The sequence below is a fragment of the Gordonia lacunae genome (assembly GCF_002149015.1).
Classification (GTDB): domain Bacteria; phylum Actinomycetota; class Actinomycetes; order Mycobacteriales; family Mycobacteriaceae; genus Gordonia; species Gordonia lacunae.
The window spans coordinates 1-19,847 of record NZ_NGFO01000029.1 but is presented as its reverse complement, the minus strand read 5'-3'; the positions used below and the strand labels follow the sequence as shown (position 1 = coordinate 19,847).

The 19,847-nt window shown below is 65.1% G+C and carries 17 protein-coding genes; 8 read left to right on the top strand and 9 right to left on the bottom strand.

Annotated features, from left to right (window positions below):
* Nucleotides 1-2,167 precede the first annotated feature (2,167 nt).
* Both CA982_RS20755 and CA982_RS26440 read left to right on the top strand, forming a co-directional pair.
* Nucleotides 2,168-2,842 carry a hypothetical protein gene (locus CA982_RS20755; RefSeq protein ID WP_144066075.1) on the top strand — a complete coding sequence of 225 codons (675 nt, stop codon included), beginning with the start codon at nt 2,168-2,170 and terminating at the stop codon, nt 2,840-2,842.
* Between the two features lie 285 nt (nt 2,843-3,127).
* Nucleotides 3,128-3,661 carry a hypothetical protein gene (locus CA982_RS26440; protein WP_144066074.1) on the top strand — a complete coding sequence of 178 codons (534 nt, stop codon included), beginning with the start codon at nt 3,128-3,130 and terminating at the stop codon, nt 3,659-3,661.
* Between the two features lie 804 nt (nt 3,662-4,465).
* On the opposite strand, the gene CA982_RS20745 is transcribed toward CA982_RS26440, so the two are convergent.
* Together CA982_RS20745 and CA982_RS20740 are read right to left on the bottom strand one after the other, a co-directional pair.
* Nucleotides 4,466-5,677: a DUF7373 family lipoprotein gene (locus CA982_RS20745; RefSeq protein WP_014928988.1), complete on the bottom strand. Its 1,212-nt coding sequence runs from the start codon at nt 5,675-5,677 to the stop codon at nt 4,466-4,468.
* A gap of 18 nt (nt 5,678-5,695) precedes the next feature.
* Nucleotides 5,696-7,282, bottom strand: a complete 1,587-nt coding sequence (locus tag CA982_RS20740) for a DUF7373 family lipoprotein (RefSeq protein WP_144066073.1) — start codon at nt 7,280-7,282, stop codon at nt 5,696-5,698.
* 45 nt (nt 7,283-7,327) lie between these two features.
* Here CA982_RS20740 and CA982_RS20735 point away from each other — a divergent pair, with 45 nt between their 5' ends.
* Genes CA982_RS20735 through CA982_RS20720 form a run of 4 tightly spaced genes read left to right on the top strand, consistent with a single transcriptional unit; the run spans nt 7,328 to nt 12,792 of the window.
* A complete protein-coding gene (locus CA982_RS20735) occupies nt 7,328-9,154 on the top strand; it encodes a dynamin family protein (RefSeq protein WP_014928986.1) in 1,827 nt (608 codons plus the stop codon).
* Complete coding sequence (locus tag CA982_RS20730) at nt 9,151-10,575, top strand: GTPase (protein ID WP_014928985.1); 1,425 nt, start codon at nt 9,151-9,153, stop codon at nt 10,573-10,575. The genes CA982_RS20735 and CA982_RS20730 overlap by 4 nt, the downstream gene beginning before the upstream one ends.
* A gap of 31 nt (nt 10,576-10,606) precedes the next feature.
* Nucleotides 10,607-12,439, top strand: a complete 1,833-nt coding sequence (locus tag CA982_RS20725; protein ID WP_086537123.1) for an Hsp70 family protein — start codon at nt 10,607-10,609, stop codon at nt 12,437-12,439.
* A gap of 50 nt (nt 12,440-12,489) precedes the next feature.
* Nucleotides 12,490-12,792, top strand: coding sequence for a hypothetical protein (locus tag CA982_RS20720; protein ID WP_044508785.1), 303 nt, complete (start codon nt 12,490-12,492; stop codon nt 12,790-12,792).
* A 14-nt stretch (nt 12,793-12,806) separates the two neighbouring features.
* Here the strand turns inward: CA982_RS20720 and CA982_RS20715 are convergent, their stop codons facing one another.
* The 4 genes from CA982_RS20715 to CA982_RS20700 form a co-directional block, all read right to left on the bottom strand.
* Complete coding sequence (locus tag CA982_RS20715; protein ID WP_014928983.1) at nt 12,807-13,700, bottom strand: hypothetical protein; 894 nt, start codon at nt 13,698-13,700, stop codon at nt 12,807-12,809.
* Between the two features lie 106 nt (nt 13,701-13,806).
* Nucleotides 13,807-14,280, bottom strand: coding sequence for a hypothetical protein (locus CA982_RS20710; RefSeq protein WP_144066072.1), 474 nt, complete (start codon nt 14,278-14,280; stop codon nt 13,807-13,809).
* A gap of 113 nt (nt 14,281-14,393) precedes the next feature.
* Nucleotides 14,394-14,972, bottom strand: a complete 579-nt coding sequence (locus tag CA982_RS26435; protein ID WP_144066071.1) for a hypothetical protein — start codon at nt 14,970-14,972, stop codon at nt 14,394-14,396.
* 378 nt (nt 14,973-15,350) lie between these two features.
* Nucleotides 15,351-15,998, bottom strand: a complete 648-nt coding sequence (locus tag CA982_RS20700; RefSeq protein ID WP_014928980.1) for an MspA family porin — start codon at nt 15,996-15,998, stop codon at nt 15,351-15,353.
* Nucleotides 15,999-16,372: 374 nt separating this feature from the next.
* Here CA982_RS20700 and CA982_RS20695 point away from each other — a divergent pair, with 374 nt between their 5' ends.
* Entirely contained in the window at nt 16,373-16,702 is a 330-nt protein-coding gene (locus tag CA982_RS20695) for a hypothetical protein (protein ID WP_086537121.1), read from the top strand.
* Between the two features lie 67 nt (nt 16,703-16,769).
* Here CA982_RS20695 and CA982_RS20690 read toward each other — a convergent pair whose 3' ends face one another.
* The gene (locus CA982_RS20690; protein WP_044508779.1) at nt 16,770-16,967 is read right to left on the bottom strand and encodes a hypothetical protein; all 198 of its coding nucleotides are present in this window, start codon (nt 16,965-16,967) and stop codon (nt 16,770-16,772) included.
* A gap of 164 nt (nt 16,968-17,131) precedes the next feature.
* A complete protein-coding gene (locus CA982_RS20685; RefSeq protein ID WP_014928979.1) occupies nt 17,132-17,788 on the bottom strand; it encodes an MspA family porin in 657 nt (218 codons plus the stop codon).
* A gap of 275 nt (nt 17,789-18,063) precedes the next feature.
* On the opposite strand from CA982_RS20685, the gene CA982_RS20680 reads away from it, so the two are divergent.
* Nucleotides 18,064-19,134, top strand: coding sequence for a DUF6924 domain-containing protein (locus tag CA982_RS20680; protein ID WP_049942646.1), 1,071 nt, complete (start codon nt 18,064-18,066; stop codon nt 19,132-19,134).
* An 84-nt stretch (nt 19,135-19,218) separates the two neighbouring features.
* Here the strand turns inward: CA982_RS20680 and CA982_RS20675 are convergent.
* Nucleotides 19,219-19,847 (bottom strand): hypothetical protein (locus CA982_RS20675; RefSeq protein ID WP_086537120.1); only part of this gene is annotated, 629 nt, incomplete at its 5' end.

Below are 19,847 nucleotides of genomic sequence, written 5' to 3'. Positions count from 1 at the left end.
ACTACACAGCAACTGACGGGTGTAAGGGTCGCCGCAGCGGCGAACCTTACACCCGATCGGAGAACCACCTAAGGCAACAACCTCGACTGTCTGGACCGCCGGCGCTGTGCCCGCTGCGGGATTGGCCGGCCTCGGAGCGGCGTCGCGACCGCGGCGACGGGCCCATTCGTTCGTTTCGGACTTCGGAGTTCATCAGGTGCACGGCAGTGCCACCGAAAGCCAGGAGCCCTGCACCCTCGAAATCCCTACCGGTTTCCGAGGTCCGGTCAACAACGACGATGAGTTCACCCGTCGTGGTTACGGCGACCCGATCGGTGACGCCGGGCAGCCGAAGATCTTCCGCCCCTGACGGCAGGGTTAGTAGGTGCCCGGACCCGACTGCCGGGTCCGGAAACCGCTGTGTCTGCACCAAGAAGACGACGACCGGCGCGTAGCTGGACTCCGCCGGTCTGTGTGCTCGTTGGTCGGCGGTCGTCAGGATCGGCGCCGGATCTCTCGCGCCGGCTCAAGAAACTGTCAGTTTTCTCGGCAGTGATCTCGGTGCGGGTCACGACGTCGACGACCGCGTGGTCGGGGTCGTGGCCTGAAGCGCCGTCGGCTCCACCAACCGTGTCGCACCCCAAACCAGGCCGCGTCACCATGGGCGAGCTGACGCTGACCGGGCGGCCGTCCGGCATGCGATCGACGGATGATCTGGACGCAATCGCCGCGACCATACTGGCGATCTCGCAGCGACGCTGCTGGCACACCGGGTTCAATTTTCTGGCAAGACCACTCACCCGCTGGCTAGTAGCTGCCTACCAGCAGTGACCGCACCCATCGAAGTGGTCCAATCCGAGCTTTTGCAGTGCCCAATGTCTCGGACAGGCCCCGGCCCTGGTGTGAGCTATGACACAATAGTGGTCGTCGGTCGGGGAGTAACACCTACCGAAAAGGGGGCGGCATCTAGATCTACCTAGCCCATCTATCCGCACATTACGCGGCCTATTTGCAGTAGACGAACCGCGCGCCTTGCTCATCCTGGCCGAGGGGAGAAGAGACGTTCGATAGTCGTCGGTTGACTTCTACGGAACTCGAGGCGCTAGTTTCTCGAGGGCCGACGTCGTCAAGTCTTCGACCGAACAGATCGACTGACAAAGGGGCCAGGAGTAGATCGCCGCTCCTGAGGGGTGGGGTGTTCTGCTTTCCGACCACCGTGCGACTCATGAGCGTGTAGCGAAGTGCTCATGCATCGTCATCTTGGAGCGGGGTTCACGGGTCACTCACATAAGGCCCTGTGTGGCCCTTGTATTCGGTGTCCAAAGGGAGTTAAAAGTGCTCCGAGAGCGCTCACAGTTGGCGGGGCGAGTAATTCGGCCGGGTTCGTCTCGTCGATCATCAGGAAGCGGCAACCCTACGGCACAACGATCGCTCCGATCCGCGCTTCCGGTTCGGTTGCTCATCGTCGTAGCGGTGGTCTCCGCGGGTGCCTGCAGTTCGACTCAGGTGGCCGAACCACAAACAGCGGGGCCTAGGACTGCCGCTGCCGAGTCTACAATTACTACGCTGAAACCAACTAAAGAGACCAAGTTCCCATTACCGCAAGGTAGCAATCTGTACTTCAGTGGAACCGCTGTATACAGTGGATGCGTCCCTGAAATGGAAGAACCCGATCCGCGAAATAGCAATCGTGAGTTTTTTGACATCTCAAAGGGGCGGAATGTTGACATGCCAAACCCCACGCCCAAGTCGGGCGATACGATCATAGAGCAGGCCTGTGTTGTCACAGAAGACTCCAGCGGGAAACCGCTAGCCATATATCTCACCAAGACGAGAACGCCGTCTCATGGTCTCGAACCAGAAGTGATCCGCACAGAATTGTCGTCATACGATATCGTGCGCGCCGAATTGAGAGATTCTAGAGAATTCGAATGGCCGGTTGGGGATAGTGTCAATTGGTCATTGCATCCCGCCTCTGGGGGGGGCGTTTTCTCTCATTACTGCCAATCCTGCTGGCTTTTCACTCGATCATGTGGCCTTTTTTGACGCGTCTACTCTTTCTCTGAAAAGTCAGACTCGGCCAGATGACAAACCGTACGATGGCGTTGATACAGGACCGCAGGGTGTGAACTACGGCGGGTATAGTCTCACGACGTCCAGGCAGGTCGGTGTGGGATACGTCAAAGACATGCACTTCTATGACAGCGACGGTGCGGAAGTTGGGGAGTTCCGGAATGTCGGACCCTACATGGTTACGCAGTTTGGAATCTTGATGGAGCACCGCCCGCGGACAGATGCGATTCCCGAGGAACGTAGGCCGGGCGTTTTCTATTTCGATTTTCGCAACAAGACCTTGGTTGGACCGATTGCGCCGTACTCCGATTTCGGTGACAGTTCATTCAATACCTGGTCTCAAGCTTCCCGGTACACCTACGGTGATCTAATCTTGCTGCGGGGCACGAGCACTTCGGAAGGGCAATATGTCTCGATTGTCGACTTGGGGAGCGGGCAGGTCGTCTTCGACCTCGATCGCACTAAGGTTGCGGGTCTACGGTTAAAGGAAGCGTTCCTTGGCGATCGTTATCTGTATCTGACAAAGTCGGACCAAAGGTCTGTCGTCGATTATCAAACGAAAGAGGAGGTTGCTACGGACTGGGCATTGCGCCCAGTTTTCAAACTCGCTGAGGGTTGGGCGCTCCTCAGGGTAGGTCATGAATCCGAAAATCACTCGCTCATGGCGAGTGGCATCTGCATCAACGTGTACTGGACAACGTGCACTCGTGGACAAAGTGTGCACCCAATAGCTAATGAGTACATCGCTGCTGGTGTCGGTGGGGGTGCATATACGGGGCCCTGGTATTGACTGACAGGTATACAAGACCGCCGTGACTGCGGATTCGGGCGGTTAGAAACGGGGTGGGGTATGGGGTATTGGAGAGGCTTTAGGACTCCGTGGTTCGGGCTGCTTCTTGCGATATTGGCGGTAATCTGGATTGCGGGTTGTTCTTCTAGCTCGGACTCAAGTGAGGCCGTCGATGTCGTACTTGGAGATTCATTCGAAGACTGTGTTGATGCTCGGGGAGTAAACTCAACACCGGAGGAAATAGCCGAGGCGGCACTCAACGCGCCGATCTTTGATCTCGCTTCGATGCGGCAGCAGCGGGTGTCCGACCAGATTGTCGGCGATGGTCAGTACGCTGTTGTGCTGGATCAGGTAGTTCAGCAAGTCTTTCGTGATGTTCCATCAGGAGGCGACGCAGCTTTTGCCCGCGCGTTTTGTCAGATGAGGGGATGGGCACCCGACCTGATTAACGGCAGCTTCCTGACGCTATCCACAGGGTTTGGAGTTCCTGGCAGCGAAGTCTTTGGACGAACCCCTCACCTACTTCGTGGAATCGGTCGCCACGAATGTAGTGCTGCAGAGCAGGGCGGGGCGGATTGGATCGAAGCGCAGGCTACTCTTGACGCCGAAGTGTTCGAAGCTCGCGCCGACCCCGCGCAGTATAAGCAGTCTTTGCTTGCCCAAATCGACGATTCGCCTGGACTGAGGCGAGAGTTAGCTGCGGCGAAGCGCGAGAAGATCCTCGCTGCTTCACCCGAAAGCCTTGTGGATCGTTTGCAAATGACGTCCAGCGTGGGCCGCCTTGCAATCGATTATCAGTGCCCACACCTGCAACAGTGACTAGTCCGGGCAAACTGCGGCAGGGCTCCGATCCAAGAAGTGGCCGCGTCGCCATCTAAATCGTGCCACCCAGGTCCCGACCCCAACTATCGCCATTCGGGTGATATGTCGTGCTCATCCCGACCAGCTCGCCTACAGGGTCAAGGTCAAGTCTGACGTGTCGGAATGAAAGCAAAGCCTCATGGAACCAGCGGCCGCGACCGGCAATGCACAGCACGCCAGATATGGATAGGTCGTGGAAGCAGTGGGGGATCGCTCGCGCGACGTCCGCCCCCGAGCCGCGACCTCAATAATCGACGACGGGCCGTCGCGCGATAGGTCGGCGTTAGTCCGCGAACTCGAAGATGTGCCTGGGAACCTTTCTGTGGTGCGGTAGCAACAGATGGGGTGCAAGGGTCGCAACAGCGGCCGCCCCATTCCTTCGAACGGAGAACAACTCTCATGGCAATAACTTCGACTCGTCTGCTCGCCGGCGCTGTGCTCGCTGCGGGGCTGGCCGGCCTTGGAGCGGGTGTCGCGACCGCGGCGACGGGCCCGTTCGTTTCGGACTTCGGAATCCACCAAGTGCATGGGGGTGCCACCGAAAGTCAGGAGCCCTTCACCTTCACATTCGGTGCGGAGTACGGCGATCCAGTTGGCAACGACGACTTCACCCGTCGTGGCTACGGTGATCCGATCGGTGACGCTGGGCAGCTGAAGGTTTTCCGCCCCTGACATCCGGGGTGAGTTCGGTGCCCGGACCCGCAGTGGCGGGTCCGGGCACCTCTGTCTGCGGGGAGATGACGACGTGCGCGATGTCGTCGGTCAGTGTGCTCGTTGGTCGGCGGTCGTCAGGATCAGGTATTGGGCCGAGGCTTGTTGGTGAGCATCGGTTTTGGTGTTGCCGATGACCTGGGCGCCGTATCGCCCGACCGTCAGTGCGCAGCTGTGTGCTTGGCTTGTCGGGTGCTTTTGGCAGGTGGCGGTGGGCAAGCCTGGTGGGCTGTCGGCGCCGGTCCAGCCGCGGGTGCGGTTGGACCCGAGGAAGCTGTCGAGATAGGTGCGCGCGCCTTCGGCGGTGTCCGCGCGGAAGACCGCCGAGTTCTCCACTGCGTTGGCATCCGAGCCAATCCTGGTCAGCACCTGGAAGTCGGTGACGGGGTCGGTGCTGGTGTGGGCGATGCCGCGGGGCCCGTACACCGCTCCGCGGTCAGGGGAGTCGGGGTTCGCCCGGAGGTAGGCCGCGGTGAACGGCAGCGCGTAGATGAGGATGGCGTCGGGGTCGATCAGCGGAGTTTCACCGTCGGGGGTGGGCGTGAACTCGTCGATGAAAATCTTCTGCTGAGTGATCGCGTTGGCCATACGCACCAACGACTCTCCGCTGCGGAACTGCGTCGTGGGGCCGTAGTACCGATCGAAGAACACATACGAGTCGTGAGCGGTGACAGCCAGGATCGCTGTGGACGCACCGAAATCTTGGATGACAGTTCGAGTGTCCGGCGCCCCGTCGAGCGGCACGATGGGCTTGTTGTCGATTTCGGCGACCGCGGCACTCATTTGCTCAGCGGCGGCCGAGGCGTCGGCAGGGCTGCGATACTTCAGGACCGCATGCCGCAGCAGGTGACGAGCAGCCCCGACGTTGGCATCCCCGTTGTCGGCGGTGGTGACAAATCCGGTGACGAACTCCGCGTTGGCCGGAATGTCGGCCGCGCCCGGGACGACCGCGCGACCGATCCCGGCAGCGTCGTCGAGCTCGCCGACAGGCCATTGCCCATGTGTGAGATCGGGATTGACCTCGAACGGCGCCAGCACGAACTGCGCCATCCGGGTCGCCTCGACCCGCTCGGGGTCGGTGACCGCGCGCCCGAACGGGGCTCGCGCCCGGGTGGGGTAGTCGCCGGTGTCGAGGGCATCAACCTGCACGGCAGGGTCGGTGAATGTTGCCGAGCTGGGCTGACCGTCGACAGTGCAGCCGGCCAGCACTGCGGTCACCGCCGCGGCCGCGGCGATGGAGCGACCGAGGTAGCTGCGCGTCATCGTCGCCTTTCGTCCCGTCTACTTGGCGTTCTGGTCGGCCTTGGTGAGGATCAGATATTGAGCCGCGGCTTGCTGGTAGACGTCAGTCTTATTGGGCGACTGCACTTCTCCGACGTAGCGGCCGACCTGCACCTTGCAGTGATAGATCGTGTACTTGCCGTCGGCGCTGGATTGGGCAGAGCAGTTGGCGGCCGGCAGCCCGGGCGGTGCGTCGATCTTCTGATCGTCGGCTTCGCTCGTAGCGGCCAGCGTGGCGGCCTGCTCCTCGGTGTCGGCGCGGTAGACGATGGAACGCTCGATCGCGTTCGCGGTAGATCCGGCCGCACGAAGGTCGTTGAAGATGCCGGCCGGGTCGCTGGAGAAATGCGACAAGCCGCGCGGCCCGTACACCGCGCGCATGCTCTGCTGCGGCCGGCCGGTGATGCCGTTTTCCATCTCGGTGTCGGTGTAGGGCAGGGCGTAGATGAGGATGCTGTTCTCATCCATCTTCGGCGGCTGAAAACCTTCGCCGTTGCCGCGGGCGGCGTTCTCCGCAGCCGTGGGGGTGCGTGGGAATTGGTCGATCAACGCCGACTGTAACGTGATTGCTTTGCGGGCCATCGGCTCGAGCTGGTCGGAGTGGGCCGCCAGGGAGGAGGCGAACTCGTAGATTACGTACACCCCGTGCGGGGTGTAGGTCGTGAAGTAGCTCTTGTCGTTGCGGGTGGTCTCGAGGGCCCAGGCGCCCTCCACCCCCGGCAGGCTGGTGACCGGGCTGTTCTGCTGGCGGGCGCTGACCTGGGCGAGTTGCTGTGCGGCGGCGCGGGCATCAGCGGCGGTTTCGTAGCGCAGCACCATGTTGTGCAGGCCACGCGGGTTGTCCCGTTCGGTCGGCGCGGTGGTGAACAGTGACGAGAAACCGCCAAGCAGTGCGTCGTTGGCCGGGATCGTCGCCGCGTCGGCGTTGATGTGTGGCACCAGGTTGCGGCGGCTGGTGATCGGTGCGTTTGATTTGTCCGGGGCGGTCAGGTCCGGGTCGACCTCGAAGGGCACCACGATGAACTGCGCCATCCGCTGGCTTTCGACCTGCACCAGTTGCGAGTCGTCGGCAACACCGAACGGTGGGCGAGGTTCGGTGGGGTAGGCGCCCGGATCAAGCGCGGTCAGATCGACCGTCGGCTCGGCGCTACCGGGCGTCGAGGATTCGGGGGCGGGTTCGCCGCCGGTGGAGCATGCGGCCAGCATGCCCGCGGTGACCGCGGCTGCGGCCGCGAGTGGGTACCAACGCTTCATCAGGGTCTCGTTTCTCTCCTGCAGCCCCTGCCGCGGAGGACCAACGACCTCACCCGGGCCAGCGCCGCACACACTGGTGTTGCTCAGTGAGTTGCTGCGCGAACCCCGAACGGTTCCCCCGAAACCCGGATCTGCACGATCCTCTTGTTCGGCTGCAGAATAGTGCGCCCACCCTCGCGCCCACACAGTCGGGTCTGCCATCGCGGGCGAACGGTCCGCTGAGGTAGCCGCGGCGAATGAGTCCGGGCCGGGGTCCCGCACGATCATCTGGGCCTGCACCGCCGGCGCCTGACGCCCACCGTTTTGCGTTTGCCCTGCCGCTTCGACCAGCATGCTTTCCATGACCGGTCGGGGGAACGGCGGCACTGCTACGAGACGATGGTCGGCGTGAACGCGCCCGCAGCACCCCAGACAGGGGTCGATGCGGCCGCGGCGGCGGTCGTGGCTGAGGCGGGAAAGGTGCTGCGCGCCTACAAACACGACGCCGTCGCCGACCTCGCCGAGACGAAACTGCATCGGGCGCCGCAGCGCACCGTGGTGGTGGCCGGCGAGGTGCAGCGCGGCAAAAGTTCGCTGGTCAACGCCCTGGTCGGCTACCGCGACCTGTGCCCGGTGGGGGTTGATGTCACCTCCTCGGTTGCGGTGTCGGTCACCACCACCGGTGATCTACCCGCCGCCCACGCCGCCGAGTTGTTCTTTCCCTCCGGCCCGCGGCCGGCTGAGATCGGCGAGCTGGCCGACTGGGTGACCACTGGCGGGCGGATGGTGTGTGATCGCAGCGTTGAGGAGCTGCCCACTGCGGCGGCGATCGCGCTGCGTGAGGCGGCGGTGGGCGATATGACCCTCATCGACACCCCCGGTGTCGGCGGTCTGGACCCCGGTTTGGCGAAACTGGCGTCGCAGTCCACGCAGCAGGCGTGCGTGCTGGTGCTGGTCTGTGATGCTTCTGCCCCGATCACGGCCCCGGAGATGGCCTTCGTCCGCGAGGCCAGCGCTGGTGTCGATGCCGTTGTTGTGGCCGTGACGAAAACCGACAAACACCTGGGACGCTGGCGGGCGATCGTCGCCGAGAACCAGCGCCTGATCGCCGAGCACCTGGGGCGTACGGTGCCGGTGATCGGGGTGTCGAGCCTCCTCGCCGTCCTGGCCGCCGAGACCCCCGACCCGCAGGCGCGTCACCGCCTCGAGGCCGACGCCGGGATCGCCGCCCTGCGCGCGGCGATCACCGACCGACTTGACGCCGCCGCGGCGGCCCCGCACCTGGATGCGGTCCGCACCTGTCTGGACGGGCTGCGCACCGTGCGCACGACCATCGCCGACGAGCTCGCCGCGCTGGCTGCTGGAGCGAAAGCGTTGCCGGATCTGACCGCCGAACGCGACCGGCTCACCGACCTGCAGGCCCAGTCACGCCAATGGGAGCAATACCTCGCCCGGGACTTGACCTTGTTGCGGCAATCGGCGGTCGATGACCTCGAACGCCGCCTCGATGGGGTGCGCGAGAAGTGGACCACCTACATCAACAGCAACGGCATGGCCGTGTTGCGGCGCAGCGAACAGAAGTTCACCGCCGACATGCAGGTCGATCTGCAGATGGCGATGGCCGAAACCCTCGCCGGGTTCCTGCAGGAGCTGCACGACACGATCATCACCCCACGCTTCGCCGACGACCCCGCGGTGTGGGAACAGATCAGCGACCGCATCGTCGCCTCGATGCAGGACAAGAAGATCGAAACCCACCAGGTCACCAGCAAACGCCAAGGGCTGCTCGACCCGACGTTGCTGACCATGGGTGTGGTCGGGTCCTCCACCCTCGGTGGCCTTGTCGGGCTGTCGGCGCTGATGGGTGTCGGCGCCGTCATCGGCGCGGTGTGGGTCGGAGTGAACTTGAGCTTCCGGGCGATCCGCGCCGGCAAAACCAACCTGCTGGCCTGGCTGCGAGAAACGTTGGCCGCCACCAAGACCGCCACCGGCCGACTCCTCGACAGCGCCGTCGCCCAAGCCCGCCCCGACATCGTCATCCGCTACCGAGATCACCTGCGCGCCAGCATCGACCAGCTTCAAACCACCATCACCCACGTCCAGGAGGCCGCGGCCGCCGACGCCGCCACCCGCGAAAAGTCCACCCAACGCCTCACCTCGAACCTGGCCATCGTCGACAAACGCATCACCGCCGCCCAAGCACTGCTCGACGGAGACCCGACATGAGTAGCGCGACACCAGATTCGGTGCACACCACGCTCGACCGCGGGCTGCACCAGCTGGCCGCGCTCGGTGGGGACTGCATCGATCACGCCAATGCGATCGGCACCATCTTGTGGTCACCGCCGCGCGTCGTGGTGGTCGGCCGACTCAAAGCGGGCAAATCCACGCTGGTTAATGCGCTGATCGGCGCCCCGGTCGCCGAGACCGCCGCCCTGGAGGCCACCAACGTCGTCACCGTCTACCGCGACGGGTCCCCGTCCCGGGCTGAGGTCCTCGCCCTCGACAGCACCCGCCACCGCGCCGCGCTGCGCCCGGGCGCAGGGATCGAGTTACCGATCCCGTCAGCCGAGGTCGCCTACGTCGACCGGTGGCTGCCCTCAGCGGCGCTGCGCGAACTCACCCTCATCGACACCCCCGGCCTGTCGACGCTGACCGCCGCCAACGACGCCGCCACCCGCCGAGTGATGATCGACGGCTTCGAACAAACCCGCACCGCCTCCATCGATGCCGATGCCGCGGTATTCCTCTTCGACGCCGCACCCCGCGTCGATGAGATCGAGTTCCTGCACCGGCTGCCGTTCACCCCGTTGACCATGCTCGGGGTGCTCTCGCGCGCCGACTCCTTCGGCGAAGGCGCCTTCGGCCGCCGCGACCCACTCACCCACGCCGCCGCCCACGCCGCCACCATGGCCGGCCCGCTGGCCGGGATCGTCCACGCGATCGTCCCGGTGTCCGGGCTGATGGCGCAAACCAGCCACACCGGCATGCTGACCGAACGCCACGCCGCGCTGCTCGCCCAGCTCCGCGACATCGCGCCGCTAGAAGTGCTGCGGATCTTCGACTCCGAAGACCCCACCAGCGGGGGAGTACCGCCGGCCGAACGGCGTGAACTCCTCGCCCTGCTCGGCGAGTACGGCGTACTCAACGGCCGCCGTATCGCCGCCGACGGAGCCGCAGCGCTCAACACTTGGCTGGCCGAACGATCCGGGATCGCCGCCCTGCGCCACGCCCTGACCGCGGCCACCGGCCGGTTCGCCATGCTGCACCGCGCCCACCGCATCCTGGCCCGCCTCGATCAACTGGCCTTCACCCATCCCGCCCGCGACCACATCCGCACCCTGACCGCCGGATTGCGCGCCGACCCGGCCCTGGCCGCGGTGACCGTGCTCGAGGACTACCAACGCATGCTCGACGTCGACCCCGACGCCGCGGTCACCGACGAACTGCGCACCATCCTCACCGCCACCACCCCCGCCGGCCGCGTCGGCCTCGACGGCCACTCACCACCGGCCGCCGTCACCGCCGAAGCCCACCGCCGCCTGGCCGCCGCCCAGCAACGCACCCTGGCCACCCGGTCGGCGGCCGAGGACGCCGCCCTGGTCACCCTCATCCGCACCTACACCGCTCTGGCCGCCGGCCACTGACACCCCCTCCCGCACAGGACGATCCGACACCATGACATCTGCCACCCAGACATCTGCCACCCATGCCTGGTCTCTGGCCATCGACTTCGGCACCTCAAACTCGGCGGCCGCGCATTCGGGCGCCACCAGCCGCAGCATCGAAGCGCTCTCGCTGACCCACACCAGCAACCTGATGCCCTCGGCGGTGTTCGTCGACACCGCAGGCACCGTCCTCGTCGGGGGTGCCGCCCTCAACTCCGCCGCACAGAACCCGGCCGGGTTCATCGCCTCACCCAAACGCCTCATCGGCGCGCAACCGGCCGTCGCAGCCAACGGGCACACCCTGCCGATCTATGCCCTCGTCGCCGCCGTGATGCGTACCATCATCGGCCGCGGGGTCGCCGCACACGCCGGCACCATGCCCGACCGGGTCGTGCTCACCCACCCCGAAGCGTGGGCGCCCCAACAGATTCAGGTTCTCACCGACGCCGCAAGGGCCGCCGGCATCCCGGCCGAGCGGATCACCACGATCTCCGAACCCCGCGCCGCGGCCGGGCACTACTCCCGCTCCCACGCCCTGCAACACGGCACCAGGATTGCGGTGTTCGACTTCGGCGGCGGCACCCTCGACATCGCCGTCCTCGAGGTCACCCCCACCAACACCTTCCAGGTCATCGCCGCCCGCGGCGACAACGGACTGGGCGGCAAGAACTTCGACGCCCTGCTGCAACGCTGGGTCGAGGATCGCCTCGCCGACCGCGACCCCGACCACGCCGCCTGGCTGCGCCGCGCCGCCCCCATCGACGCCATCCAGTCCTTGCAGGACTCCATCCAGCAGGCCAAAGAGCTGCTGTCCGAAACGCCGTCGGCCACCATCACCGTGCCCGGCCCGAATGAACGCACCACCCTGCAGATCACCCGCGACGAGTTCGACGAACTCATCACCCCCGCCGTCGACGCCGCCGTCCACCTCACCCGAACCACCCTCGCCGACGCCGGCCTCACCCACCCCGACCAACYCACCGCCCTCTACCTCACCGGCGGGTCCTCCCGCATCCCCCTCATCCAGCAACGCCTCGGCGAACTCGGCCCCGTCGCCACCCTCGACGACCCCAAAACCGTTGTCGCCCAAGGTGCACTGCTCACCGTGCTGGCGGACTCGGCGCCCACCCAGCCCCGCGGCATCCCCGAAGCCGCCGACCTCATGCCGACCTGGCACACCCAACCCCGCACCTTGGGCTCACCAGCCCAGCCCGCCTCGACGCGGCGACGCTGGTTGCGCATCGGCGCCGCGGCGGTCGCCGTCACCGCCGCCGCCGCGATCGTGACCACCATCGTCACCACCGCCAGCGGCAGCGACGACGACCCCACCGATGCATCCCAGGCCACCCAAACCCTGGGCGCCGACACCACCCCCGCCGGCCCCACCGGCGAAGACGGCGGGCCGATCCTCACCGACCCCGACCAAATCCGCCAGCAACTCCCCGGCGCCCTGCAATCCCAGATCACCGACTGCACCAACGGCAGCTTCACCGACAACGGCGCCCTCACACTGGACTGCACCCTCAACGAGGCCGGCACCCTGAGTGGCCTCAAAATCGAGGGCGGCCTATCGGACTCACTGCGGATCGACATCAACGTCGACGACAACGAAGCCACCCGCGAGATCCGCAACCTGCGTAACGGGGTCTACAGTGCCGGCAAGGGCACCGTCGTCGAAGACACCAACCGCCAGGCCGCCGCCGAGATCACCCCGAGTCTCAGCGACAACGAATACACCATCTGGTACGCCAACACCGGTACCGGGCTGGTCCTCAGGGTCACCGAACTGTCGTCGGTAGAGAATGCCCGCACCTTCCTCACCCGCTCCGGCCTCATCAACTGAGTGCGTAGAGGTGTCGACGTGATCGGGCAACCCCACCGTGAAGGACTGGCATGACGAAGTCGCTCGAGCGCGCGATCGCCCGTGCGGTCGCCACTCGGATCGCCCAGCTCGATGACGGGCCGCGCTACGCCGTCTACACGACCGCCGGACTGGTTCTCGCCGCCTGCGCGCTCCTGCTTCCCGACTACCTCATCGTGGTCGTATTCCCGCTGGGGCTCGTCGCTTTCGGCATCCTCGTGGCCGCTATCGCTGGTGCTAAACCAGCAGAGAAGATCGCGCTCTGGGCGGGGCTGACCTTCGGCCTGGCGGCCGATTGCATCTGGGTAGGCCTGGTCTTCGACGGCATTCTGTGAATCTGGAACATCAGTTACCCACAGGCCCAGTCGAATACGTTCGATTCGAGGTCGTACTGAAGGGTGCCGGTGCCGATGTTCATCCCGGGAAGTTCGATCAGGTCGAGGTAGTACGGGGTGAGTCCGTCGGGAATCCACTGGGAGGGAAAGATTGTGCCGCCGAGGTGATTCCACCATTGGAGTTTGTTGGCCCAATCGTGGTGGTCGCCGTCGCCCCACGTGCTGAGGTACGGAGTGTCTGTGGTGGCGTCACGTTCGACGGGGGCGATGCCGGCGTTGGGGTCGTGGCGGCGCGGCGTGAGGCGCACGAGCAGCGGGGGGTCGTCGTGGTTCCACGCATGGCGGGGTAGTCCGTCGTGGTTGTGTTCTCCGGGACGTCGGCGGTCTGCCGGGGGTGAGCCGATCCGGGTGAGTTCCTCGGCGGTGAGCCAAATGGCTGCAAAGTAGAGATCAAGGATGTCGGTGAGGAGAATCTGTTGGGGGTGGGGGCGATGGTGGTGCAGGTCGATGACGAACGGATCGGCCGGATCCGGGTTGTCGGGTAGCGGCATGAAAGCCTCGCCTGCTCCCTGAAAAAGCGCGAACCCTGGGAGGTCCGGGCCGCGCCGACGGAAATGCTCGGGGAGCCACAGGGTGATGACGTGCATCATCGGCATCCCCGTCGTCGGATCGCGCGGCCACTGCTCCGGCGCGATCCCCGGACCGACCGGTCCGATCCGGCCCGCGGGGACCGAATGCTGGGCCGCCCAGCTGGCCGGATCAACCCGCGAGTCTTCGGACGTGTGGCTCGGGTCTTCCCACAACCGGCCGACCCTGTCTTCAAACACAATGTCGTAGACGGGGAACCCGCCGTCGGGGTCGCTCTCTAAGTCGGGTTCTGTGAGGTTAGGGAAGGGCGCGCCAACCATCTCTGCTATTTCCTCCTCAGCGTGCAGACTTCGGTCGGTCCGCTCTAGAGCAATGACTCACCGATCGTTGAACCGGCGCCCTGGCGAACAGTCGATGGGTGGGTGTCTACCTGGTGCTGTCCGTAGCGCGCAGGATGCTCTCGGCCAGCGTCCACAGTTCGGTCTCGGACACAGATCCGGGCTGATACTTGACCTTGATGAACAACGTGTCGGCGGTTAGTGCCCACTCATCCAGGTCGTCATGCGAGGCTGCGACGAAGGAGTGATGGCCAAATGAGGCACGACGATCGCTGGGAACTGGTGTGTAGGTATACGCAGGACTTGGGTATAGCTCCGCATCAGTACGCGCCGTGTCGGCGGTGACTGGGCTTTCCCGGGTGCTGACGAGGATGCTGGCTCTTACATCGTTGGAAGTGGTTGAGGGGGTGTACATCGTCGTGAAGAATCGGGCGGGTTCGGGCTCCTCCAGGAGCACCGGATGCAAGCCGTCCAACGCGGCGGGTAACGCCTCATCGAGCGTGCCGGGCCGCCGTAGTGCGGTCAGGTCGGCGCCACTGGGTGGCGAAGTTGTCTCTGACACCGAAGCTCCGTTGAGTGAGGAAACGCTGGGGCTATCGTCGTCGCTAGTGCAGGCGACAGCGCAGAAGCATAGCGCGAGAGCGATCACAGCGGCAGTCATTGTTCGGGCTCGCGTTATGACGTGCATCGGTGGTCCCCTGAGCCGGTCGGATAGGCTGTGATGATGTCTCCATTGGAGTCTTTGACGATGACGTGGCTCCAGAAGAACTTGCCCGTCACCTCTCCGTTGCGCTTGTCATACATCCAGATTTTGCGCGCATAGCAAGTCTTGCCGTCTCGTTGCGAGGTGGCTTCTGGGTGTCGCAACGTGGCCTCAATGGTGTAGTCCATGAGGTCCATCCACTTGTCACCAGTGATCATTGCCTTGTTCGCCCAGTCATCCATATGACGACCCTTGATGTGTTCGAATCCGTACTCACGATTGCCGCACACCATGAATGCCCGCCGATCCCCGGCAACGTCGTACTCGCCGATGGTCTTCCGCTCGGCAGACGATCCGCATGCGCGGTACGGAGGCAAACCGCTGTTATCAGCGTTACGGCGCAAACTCTCCACAGCGTCACCGAGCGAAGCTGTCGGTGCGGTAGGCACCGCGGTGTTGGAGACCGGAGGTTGAACAGTCCGCGTTTCCGGAACCGGAACGATGGGTGTACGACCTGGTGGCGGAATGTCGGTAGGGGCGTGGGCGGTCATGTTCGGCCCAGTGCCAGGGGTGGTGGGCGTAGTCGCGCCCGGCAGGCTGGGAGCCACCACTGAAGGTGTGGTGGGAGTGTTCTCAGGCGTAGCTTGAGGGTCACGGCAGACGTAAGGCACCGGGGGTGGGGGGGCGTCGTTGGGACTCTTACCGGGGTTGCTTGCAGCCCAACCCTGCTTCCAGGCGTTGTTGTACGCGTTGGTCTCGCGCTCGCAACGCTCTGCTGGTGTCTCGGCGTAGGCAACGCCCTGGCCTACTGCTAGGGAGGCGAGCGCGCAGAGAGTCGCGAGAAGCGTCACCACTGTGACCGCCAGGCCCGCCATCTGAGATCGACTGCGTGTGTAAAAGACTGAAACTTCCTTCTGGACGCGCATGTCTCAGAGCCACGTGCGGCTAGAGAAGATATTGATGGTGTCGTCGGCTGTCGGGGAAGACACTGACAGACGTGCGATGATCCGCACGGTCGTGGGTCCCAGGCATCCATCGACCCCAACACGCACCCGCTTAGCGCGGATCGAGGCCCGATCGGTCTGTAGGGTCTTCTTGCCAAGCGAGATCTCGTTGATTCGTCCGGGTCGGATCTTAGTCGAGATTGATGGGCTCACCGACGCGCTTGCGCCGAGGTTCCCCGCCGGGATGCCGCTGATCGTCACGCCGACGCTAGGGCCGAAGCTAGTAGCAAGACCGAGGGTTGCGCCGTCAGAAACGTCGATCTGGCAACCAATAACGAGAAACTGCTCCAGAACCGCCGACTGAATCGGCTGGCGTCCCTTGCCGGTAATCGAGGCATCCACTTTGGAGGAGATCCAACCCTCGCGCGACGTTGCTACGTTGGCAATATTGGACATGGGATTGACAACCAGCTCAGTAGCTTTGAGCGTTACCGTCCACCCATCATCGGTGACCAGCCGATCGTACTTCGACGACAGTGGCGTCGGCGTAGCGTCAGCTGCACCCGCCGCGGCTGCCAAGGAGCCTATAGCCACCAACGCCGCAATGATCCGGAACCCGACCCGATTCGACACGCAGAATCCTCGCCCTCATCCCCGGATTGGCCGGGGAGCCTGGCGATGTCAGCGGTAGCACGCCCAATAGGGCGATGTCCCCCGACACCGCTACGTAGACAATTCACAAGAATGAAGCGGTCGCAACTATGGCACAGGAGGTTTAAAGGCGACAAATCCCAAGCCTGGATTCGTCCGAACGGGGGAAAGGTGCCGCACGGTCGTACCTATTGACCACTGTCGTACCTGTCGACCGTCCTTCGAGGTGAGTCGTCGCCCTATCGCAGAGGGACGTCGACACTCTTGCTGCGTGGGTACGCACGATCGCGGTCAGATTTCACTGAGCTAACCGAGCAATCCACCCGGTCTGTGCGGCCGTTGAGCCGCGCCCTCAGGTGATTGCTTCGCGTGCCGCCGACATCCTGGCCACCGAGCCCAGCTCGGCCGACGCCGTCGCAGAGGCTACGGCCGAGCTGCCCAGCTATGTCGCCGACGTGACCAGATGGGACCTCGTGGCCGCCGTGGAGAAGGCCGCCGACAGCATTGCGCGTAGCCGCCACCCGCTGCTCGGCGATGTTCTCGGACCGGGTCCGGTGCCGTGGGAATGCTGGCAGTGCGAGCTCGTCGAGCCGTGGCCAATCCTCGCCGACGCTGCAGCCCGTCTCGGTTCGCCGCTGCCGTCCCGGCACCCGAATGCCGGACACTGGGCGGTGACGACCGACTGAACGAAGACTGCGGGTGGACGAAGAACGCCCACCCGCAGTGATCGGTTCAGCGCAGCCGAGCTGACTGTCAGGGCCAGGTGAAGTTGCCTGTGCCGCCGACGATGACGTCCTGGCCGTCGACACCGAAGTCGTAGGTCGTCAGCCCGTCGTCGCCGTGCTGCAGCTCGATCGGGGCGGCCGAGGCCAGCCCGCCGCCCAGCAGCGACAGCGCACCGGCCGCGGCGACGGCCGCCACGGTGGAACCGATCGTCTTACGTACTCGCATCTGAGTGTTCCTTTCGTCATGCCAGCCACTCGACTGGACTTCGGTGTTCTGCACGTCTGCGGTCGCAGACCGTGCGCGGCGCACCGCCGGTGGTGCGTCCACAGATGGGTTGCCCTCGGGGTGGTGAAATGTTCCTGCCGGGCAGCACATTCCGGCCGATTGGTTTACAGGTAGACGACGCGGCCGTAGACGGCGTTGCCGTCGTTGGCTTTCGGGGTGCTGGTCTTGAGGATGGCGTAGGAGCGGACCGCGACCGGGCCGGCGCATCCGTCGATGCTGATGTGGCCTTCGCGGGTGGTGGTCGACGCACGTCCGGCGCCGACGGCCTTCTTGTCGAAGGCGATGGTGGTGATCTTGCCCGGTGACATCGTCACCGACAGGCTCGGTTGCAGCAGTGCCTGCGGACTGATCGACAGGTTGCCGCTGGGTCCGGTCGCGCTGACGCCGCCGCCGCCGCTACCGCCGATGCCCAGGCTCGCCCCGACGCTGCCGGTCACCGATTCCAGCTGCACCGCGCATCCGATCATGTACCCGGCCTCGAGTTCACCGGTGATCGGCGACCCGGCCTGCCCGGCCGGTGGCGCCAGCGTGGACACCGCCCGCATCGACATGAACGCTTCCCGCGACGTCGGCACCGAGGACAGCGGGGCGACTTTCTGCACTTTCTCGTGGGTGGAGGCGATCGAGGCCTTCCAGCCGTCGTCGGTGACCCAGCTGCGCTGATGCCCCGGCTGGGCCTCGGCGGTACCGGCGGCGAACCCGCTCGCGACGGCGCCCATCGACACGGCGGCAACGGCAATGGTCATGGCGGTCTTGTTCATCGGTGTGTCCTCTGGTCCTGTCGCAGCGAATCGCCGCGCCCTTGCTGGCAGTCCCGCCTCGGTTCATCGGGGCGAGAAATGTGCTCTGCGTGAGCAACTGAGGATTGGTTGCGGTGCGGCACAGAGAATGTTCCCGACTGCACGACTCCTGTTGACGCCAACCAGCTGGGCGGGTGTGTCGTCAGCGTGACCGCCGCCCGTTCGGCCCTAGGGTGTCGGCTGGGGCAGCCGCTGGAAGAGCGTGCTGTGGGGGTCGACAGTAACGAGGAGTGGTTGTGGAGCTGGAGCACGTGCAGTACGAACACCGGACGGCTGATTTCATCGCTCTCACTGGCGCATTCGCATCATTCGAGCCAGAGCATTATCAGAGCTGGTACACCGGCCAGCATCGGTTGAGTATCGGCATTCAGGACACCAAGGAGTACACGCTCAGCTACGAACCTGGTAAGCCGGGGTTCGACCCGCCGCGGCTTCCCGAGTTGACGTTCCTGATCCCTAATGCGCCGGCCCCGGTGGTCGTCGACCTCATCACTCACGACGCTGAGCCGACCCTGTTGGATGCTGCCGACGGCTGGGTCCATGTCGAGCAAGGTGGCGCCGAATTCGGCTACCTGCCTGTGACGATGCAGCCTCTGGTGTGGTCGTCGCCGAGCGAACACGAGCGCATCAAGCCTCTGGTGCAGACGATTTTTGGTCCTTGGAACATGGTTCGCGTGTCCTGCCGGGACCGGCGACCCTCCGATCCCGCCGTGCAGGTGCGTGTCGACATCTGGCAGATCCCCGGGCCGGCCGGCCTCGAGGTCATCCGCTACACGCCGACCGGCCGCAACACTCCGGCCGCGTCACACGCCCCGGCCCAGCCCGCCGAGGTGCGAGAGCGCATCGACGCCGCCGTGGCGGCCGACTCTGCGACCTCGGTGTCTGGGCCGCTCGACGCCGACCATTTGGCCAACCTGTCGCTGTTGATTCGTGGTGATTTCAGCGATCCCGAGGCGTGGACGATGGTGGTGAATGCGGCGCTGGCTCCCGATCCTGTCGATGGGTTCTCTGCCGATCTCACCCTGGTCGATGACCCCACCTACGACAACATCACCGTCGACGAGCTGGCGCACGCGATCGGGGAGCCGCCGCCGTTCTACGTGTTCCTGTGCGATACCCAGACTCTGTCCGACCCCGACCACCCGATCCTGGCCATCAATCTCGACGGCGAGGACACTTCGAATCGGAGCGTGCGGGTCGTGCCCGCTGCGATGTGGTCGATCGAGAACAACCTCGCGCTGGCCAACATGGACTTCGCCGAGTTCGTCGGCGCCGCCGACGCCGACGGCATCTTCCGCGGATTCTGACGTCGAGGCCGTCAAGCCCATACACAGCGATGCCCGACCCCCAGCTGAGGGTCGGGCATCGCTGTGGTTGACCTCGGGCGGGGGTCAGACGAGGGCGTCGCTGTCGTGGCCGCCGGGGGTGGTGTCTTCGGGGGAGTCCGGGGTGTCGCTGTAGGTGCCGGTCTCGTCGCTGTAGAGGTCGAGTTCGCCGTCACCGTCGGTGTCCTGGCCGTAGACATCGGCCTGGCCGTCGAAGTCGGTGTCGAGCGCGACAGCGTCGAATTGCCCGTCGCGGTCAGTGTCGACAGCGACGGCGTCGATGGCCCCGTCGGCGTTGGTGTCGACGAGCAGGGTGTCGGGTGCGCCGTCGCGGTCGGTGTCGGTCAGCACGGTGTCGGGTGCGCCGTCGGCGTCGGTGTCGAGGGTCTGGGTGACCAGTTGCCCGTCTTCGTAGGAATCGACCTGGGTGAGGCCGCCGTCGGCGTTGAGGTGGGCGACCTCGTCAACCACGCCGTCGCTGTCGAGGTCGCTGGCGATGACCGCGCCGCCGTCGGCGGTCGGTGCCGCCGCGGTGTCGATCTGGCCGTCACCATCGGTGTCGGCCTCGACCAGGACCACCTCACCGGCTTCGTCGTAGTGCACGTCGATGGCGTTGCCGGCGTCGTCGGTGGTGTGCACCACCTCGCCGGCCGGGCCGTCGGCGGCTTCCGGGGCGGGCGCGGGCGCATCGGCGG

Excerpts from the sequence above, each read along its gene's own strand:
- CA982_RS26440 (WP_144066074.1), top strand. The coding sequence starts at position 3,128 with ATGCGGCAGCAGCGGGTGTCCGACCAGATTGTCGGCGATGGTCAGTAC.
- CA982_RS20745 (WP_014928988.1), bottom strand. The coding sequence starts at position 5,677 with ATGACGCGCAGCTACCTCGGTCGCTCCATCGCCGCGGCCGCGGCGGTG.
- CA982_RS20720 (WP_044508785.1), top strand. The coding sequence starts at position 12,490 with ATGACGAAGTCGCTCGAGCGCGCGATCGCCCGTGCGGTCGCCACTCGG.
- CA982_RS20735 (WP_014928986.1), top strand. The coding sequence starts at position 7,328 with ATGGTCGGCGTGAACGCGCCCGCAGCACCCCAGACAGGGGTCGATGCG.
- CA982_RS20690 (WP_044508779.1), bottom strand. The coding sequence starts at position 16,967 with ATGCGAGTACGTAAGACGATCGGTTCCACCGTGGCGGCCGTCGCCGCG.
- CA982_RS20685 (WP_014928979.1), bottom strand. The coding sequence starts at position 17,788 with ATGAACAAGACCGCCATGACCATTGCCGTTGCCGCCGTGTCGATGGGC.
- CA982_RS26435 (WP_144066071.1), bottom strand. The coding sequence starts at position 14,972 with ATGACCGCCCACGCCCCTACCGACATTCCGCCACCAGGTCGTACACCC.
- CA982_RS20730 (WP_014928985.1), top strand. The coding sequence starts at position 9,151 with ATGAGTAGCGCGACACCAGATTCGGTGCACACCACGCTCGACCGCGGG.
- CA982_RS20755 (WP_144066075.1), top strand. The coding sequence starts at position 2,168 with ATGCACTTCTATGACAGCGACGGTGCGGAAGTTGGGGAGTTCCGGAAT.
- CA982_RS20715 (WP_014928983.1), bottom strand. The coding sequence starts at position 13,700 with ATGGTTGGCGCGCCCTTCCCTAACCTCACAGAACCCGACTTAGAGAGC.
- CA982_RS20740 (WP_144066073.1), bottom strand. The coding sequence starts at position 7,282 with ATGCTGGTCGAAGCGGCAGGGCAAACGCAAAACGGTGGGCGTCAGGCG.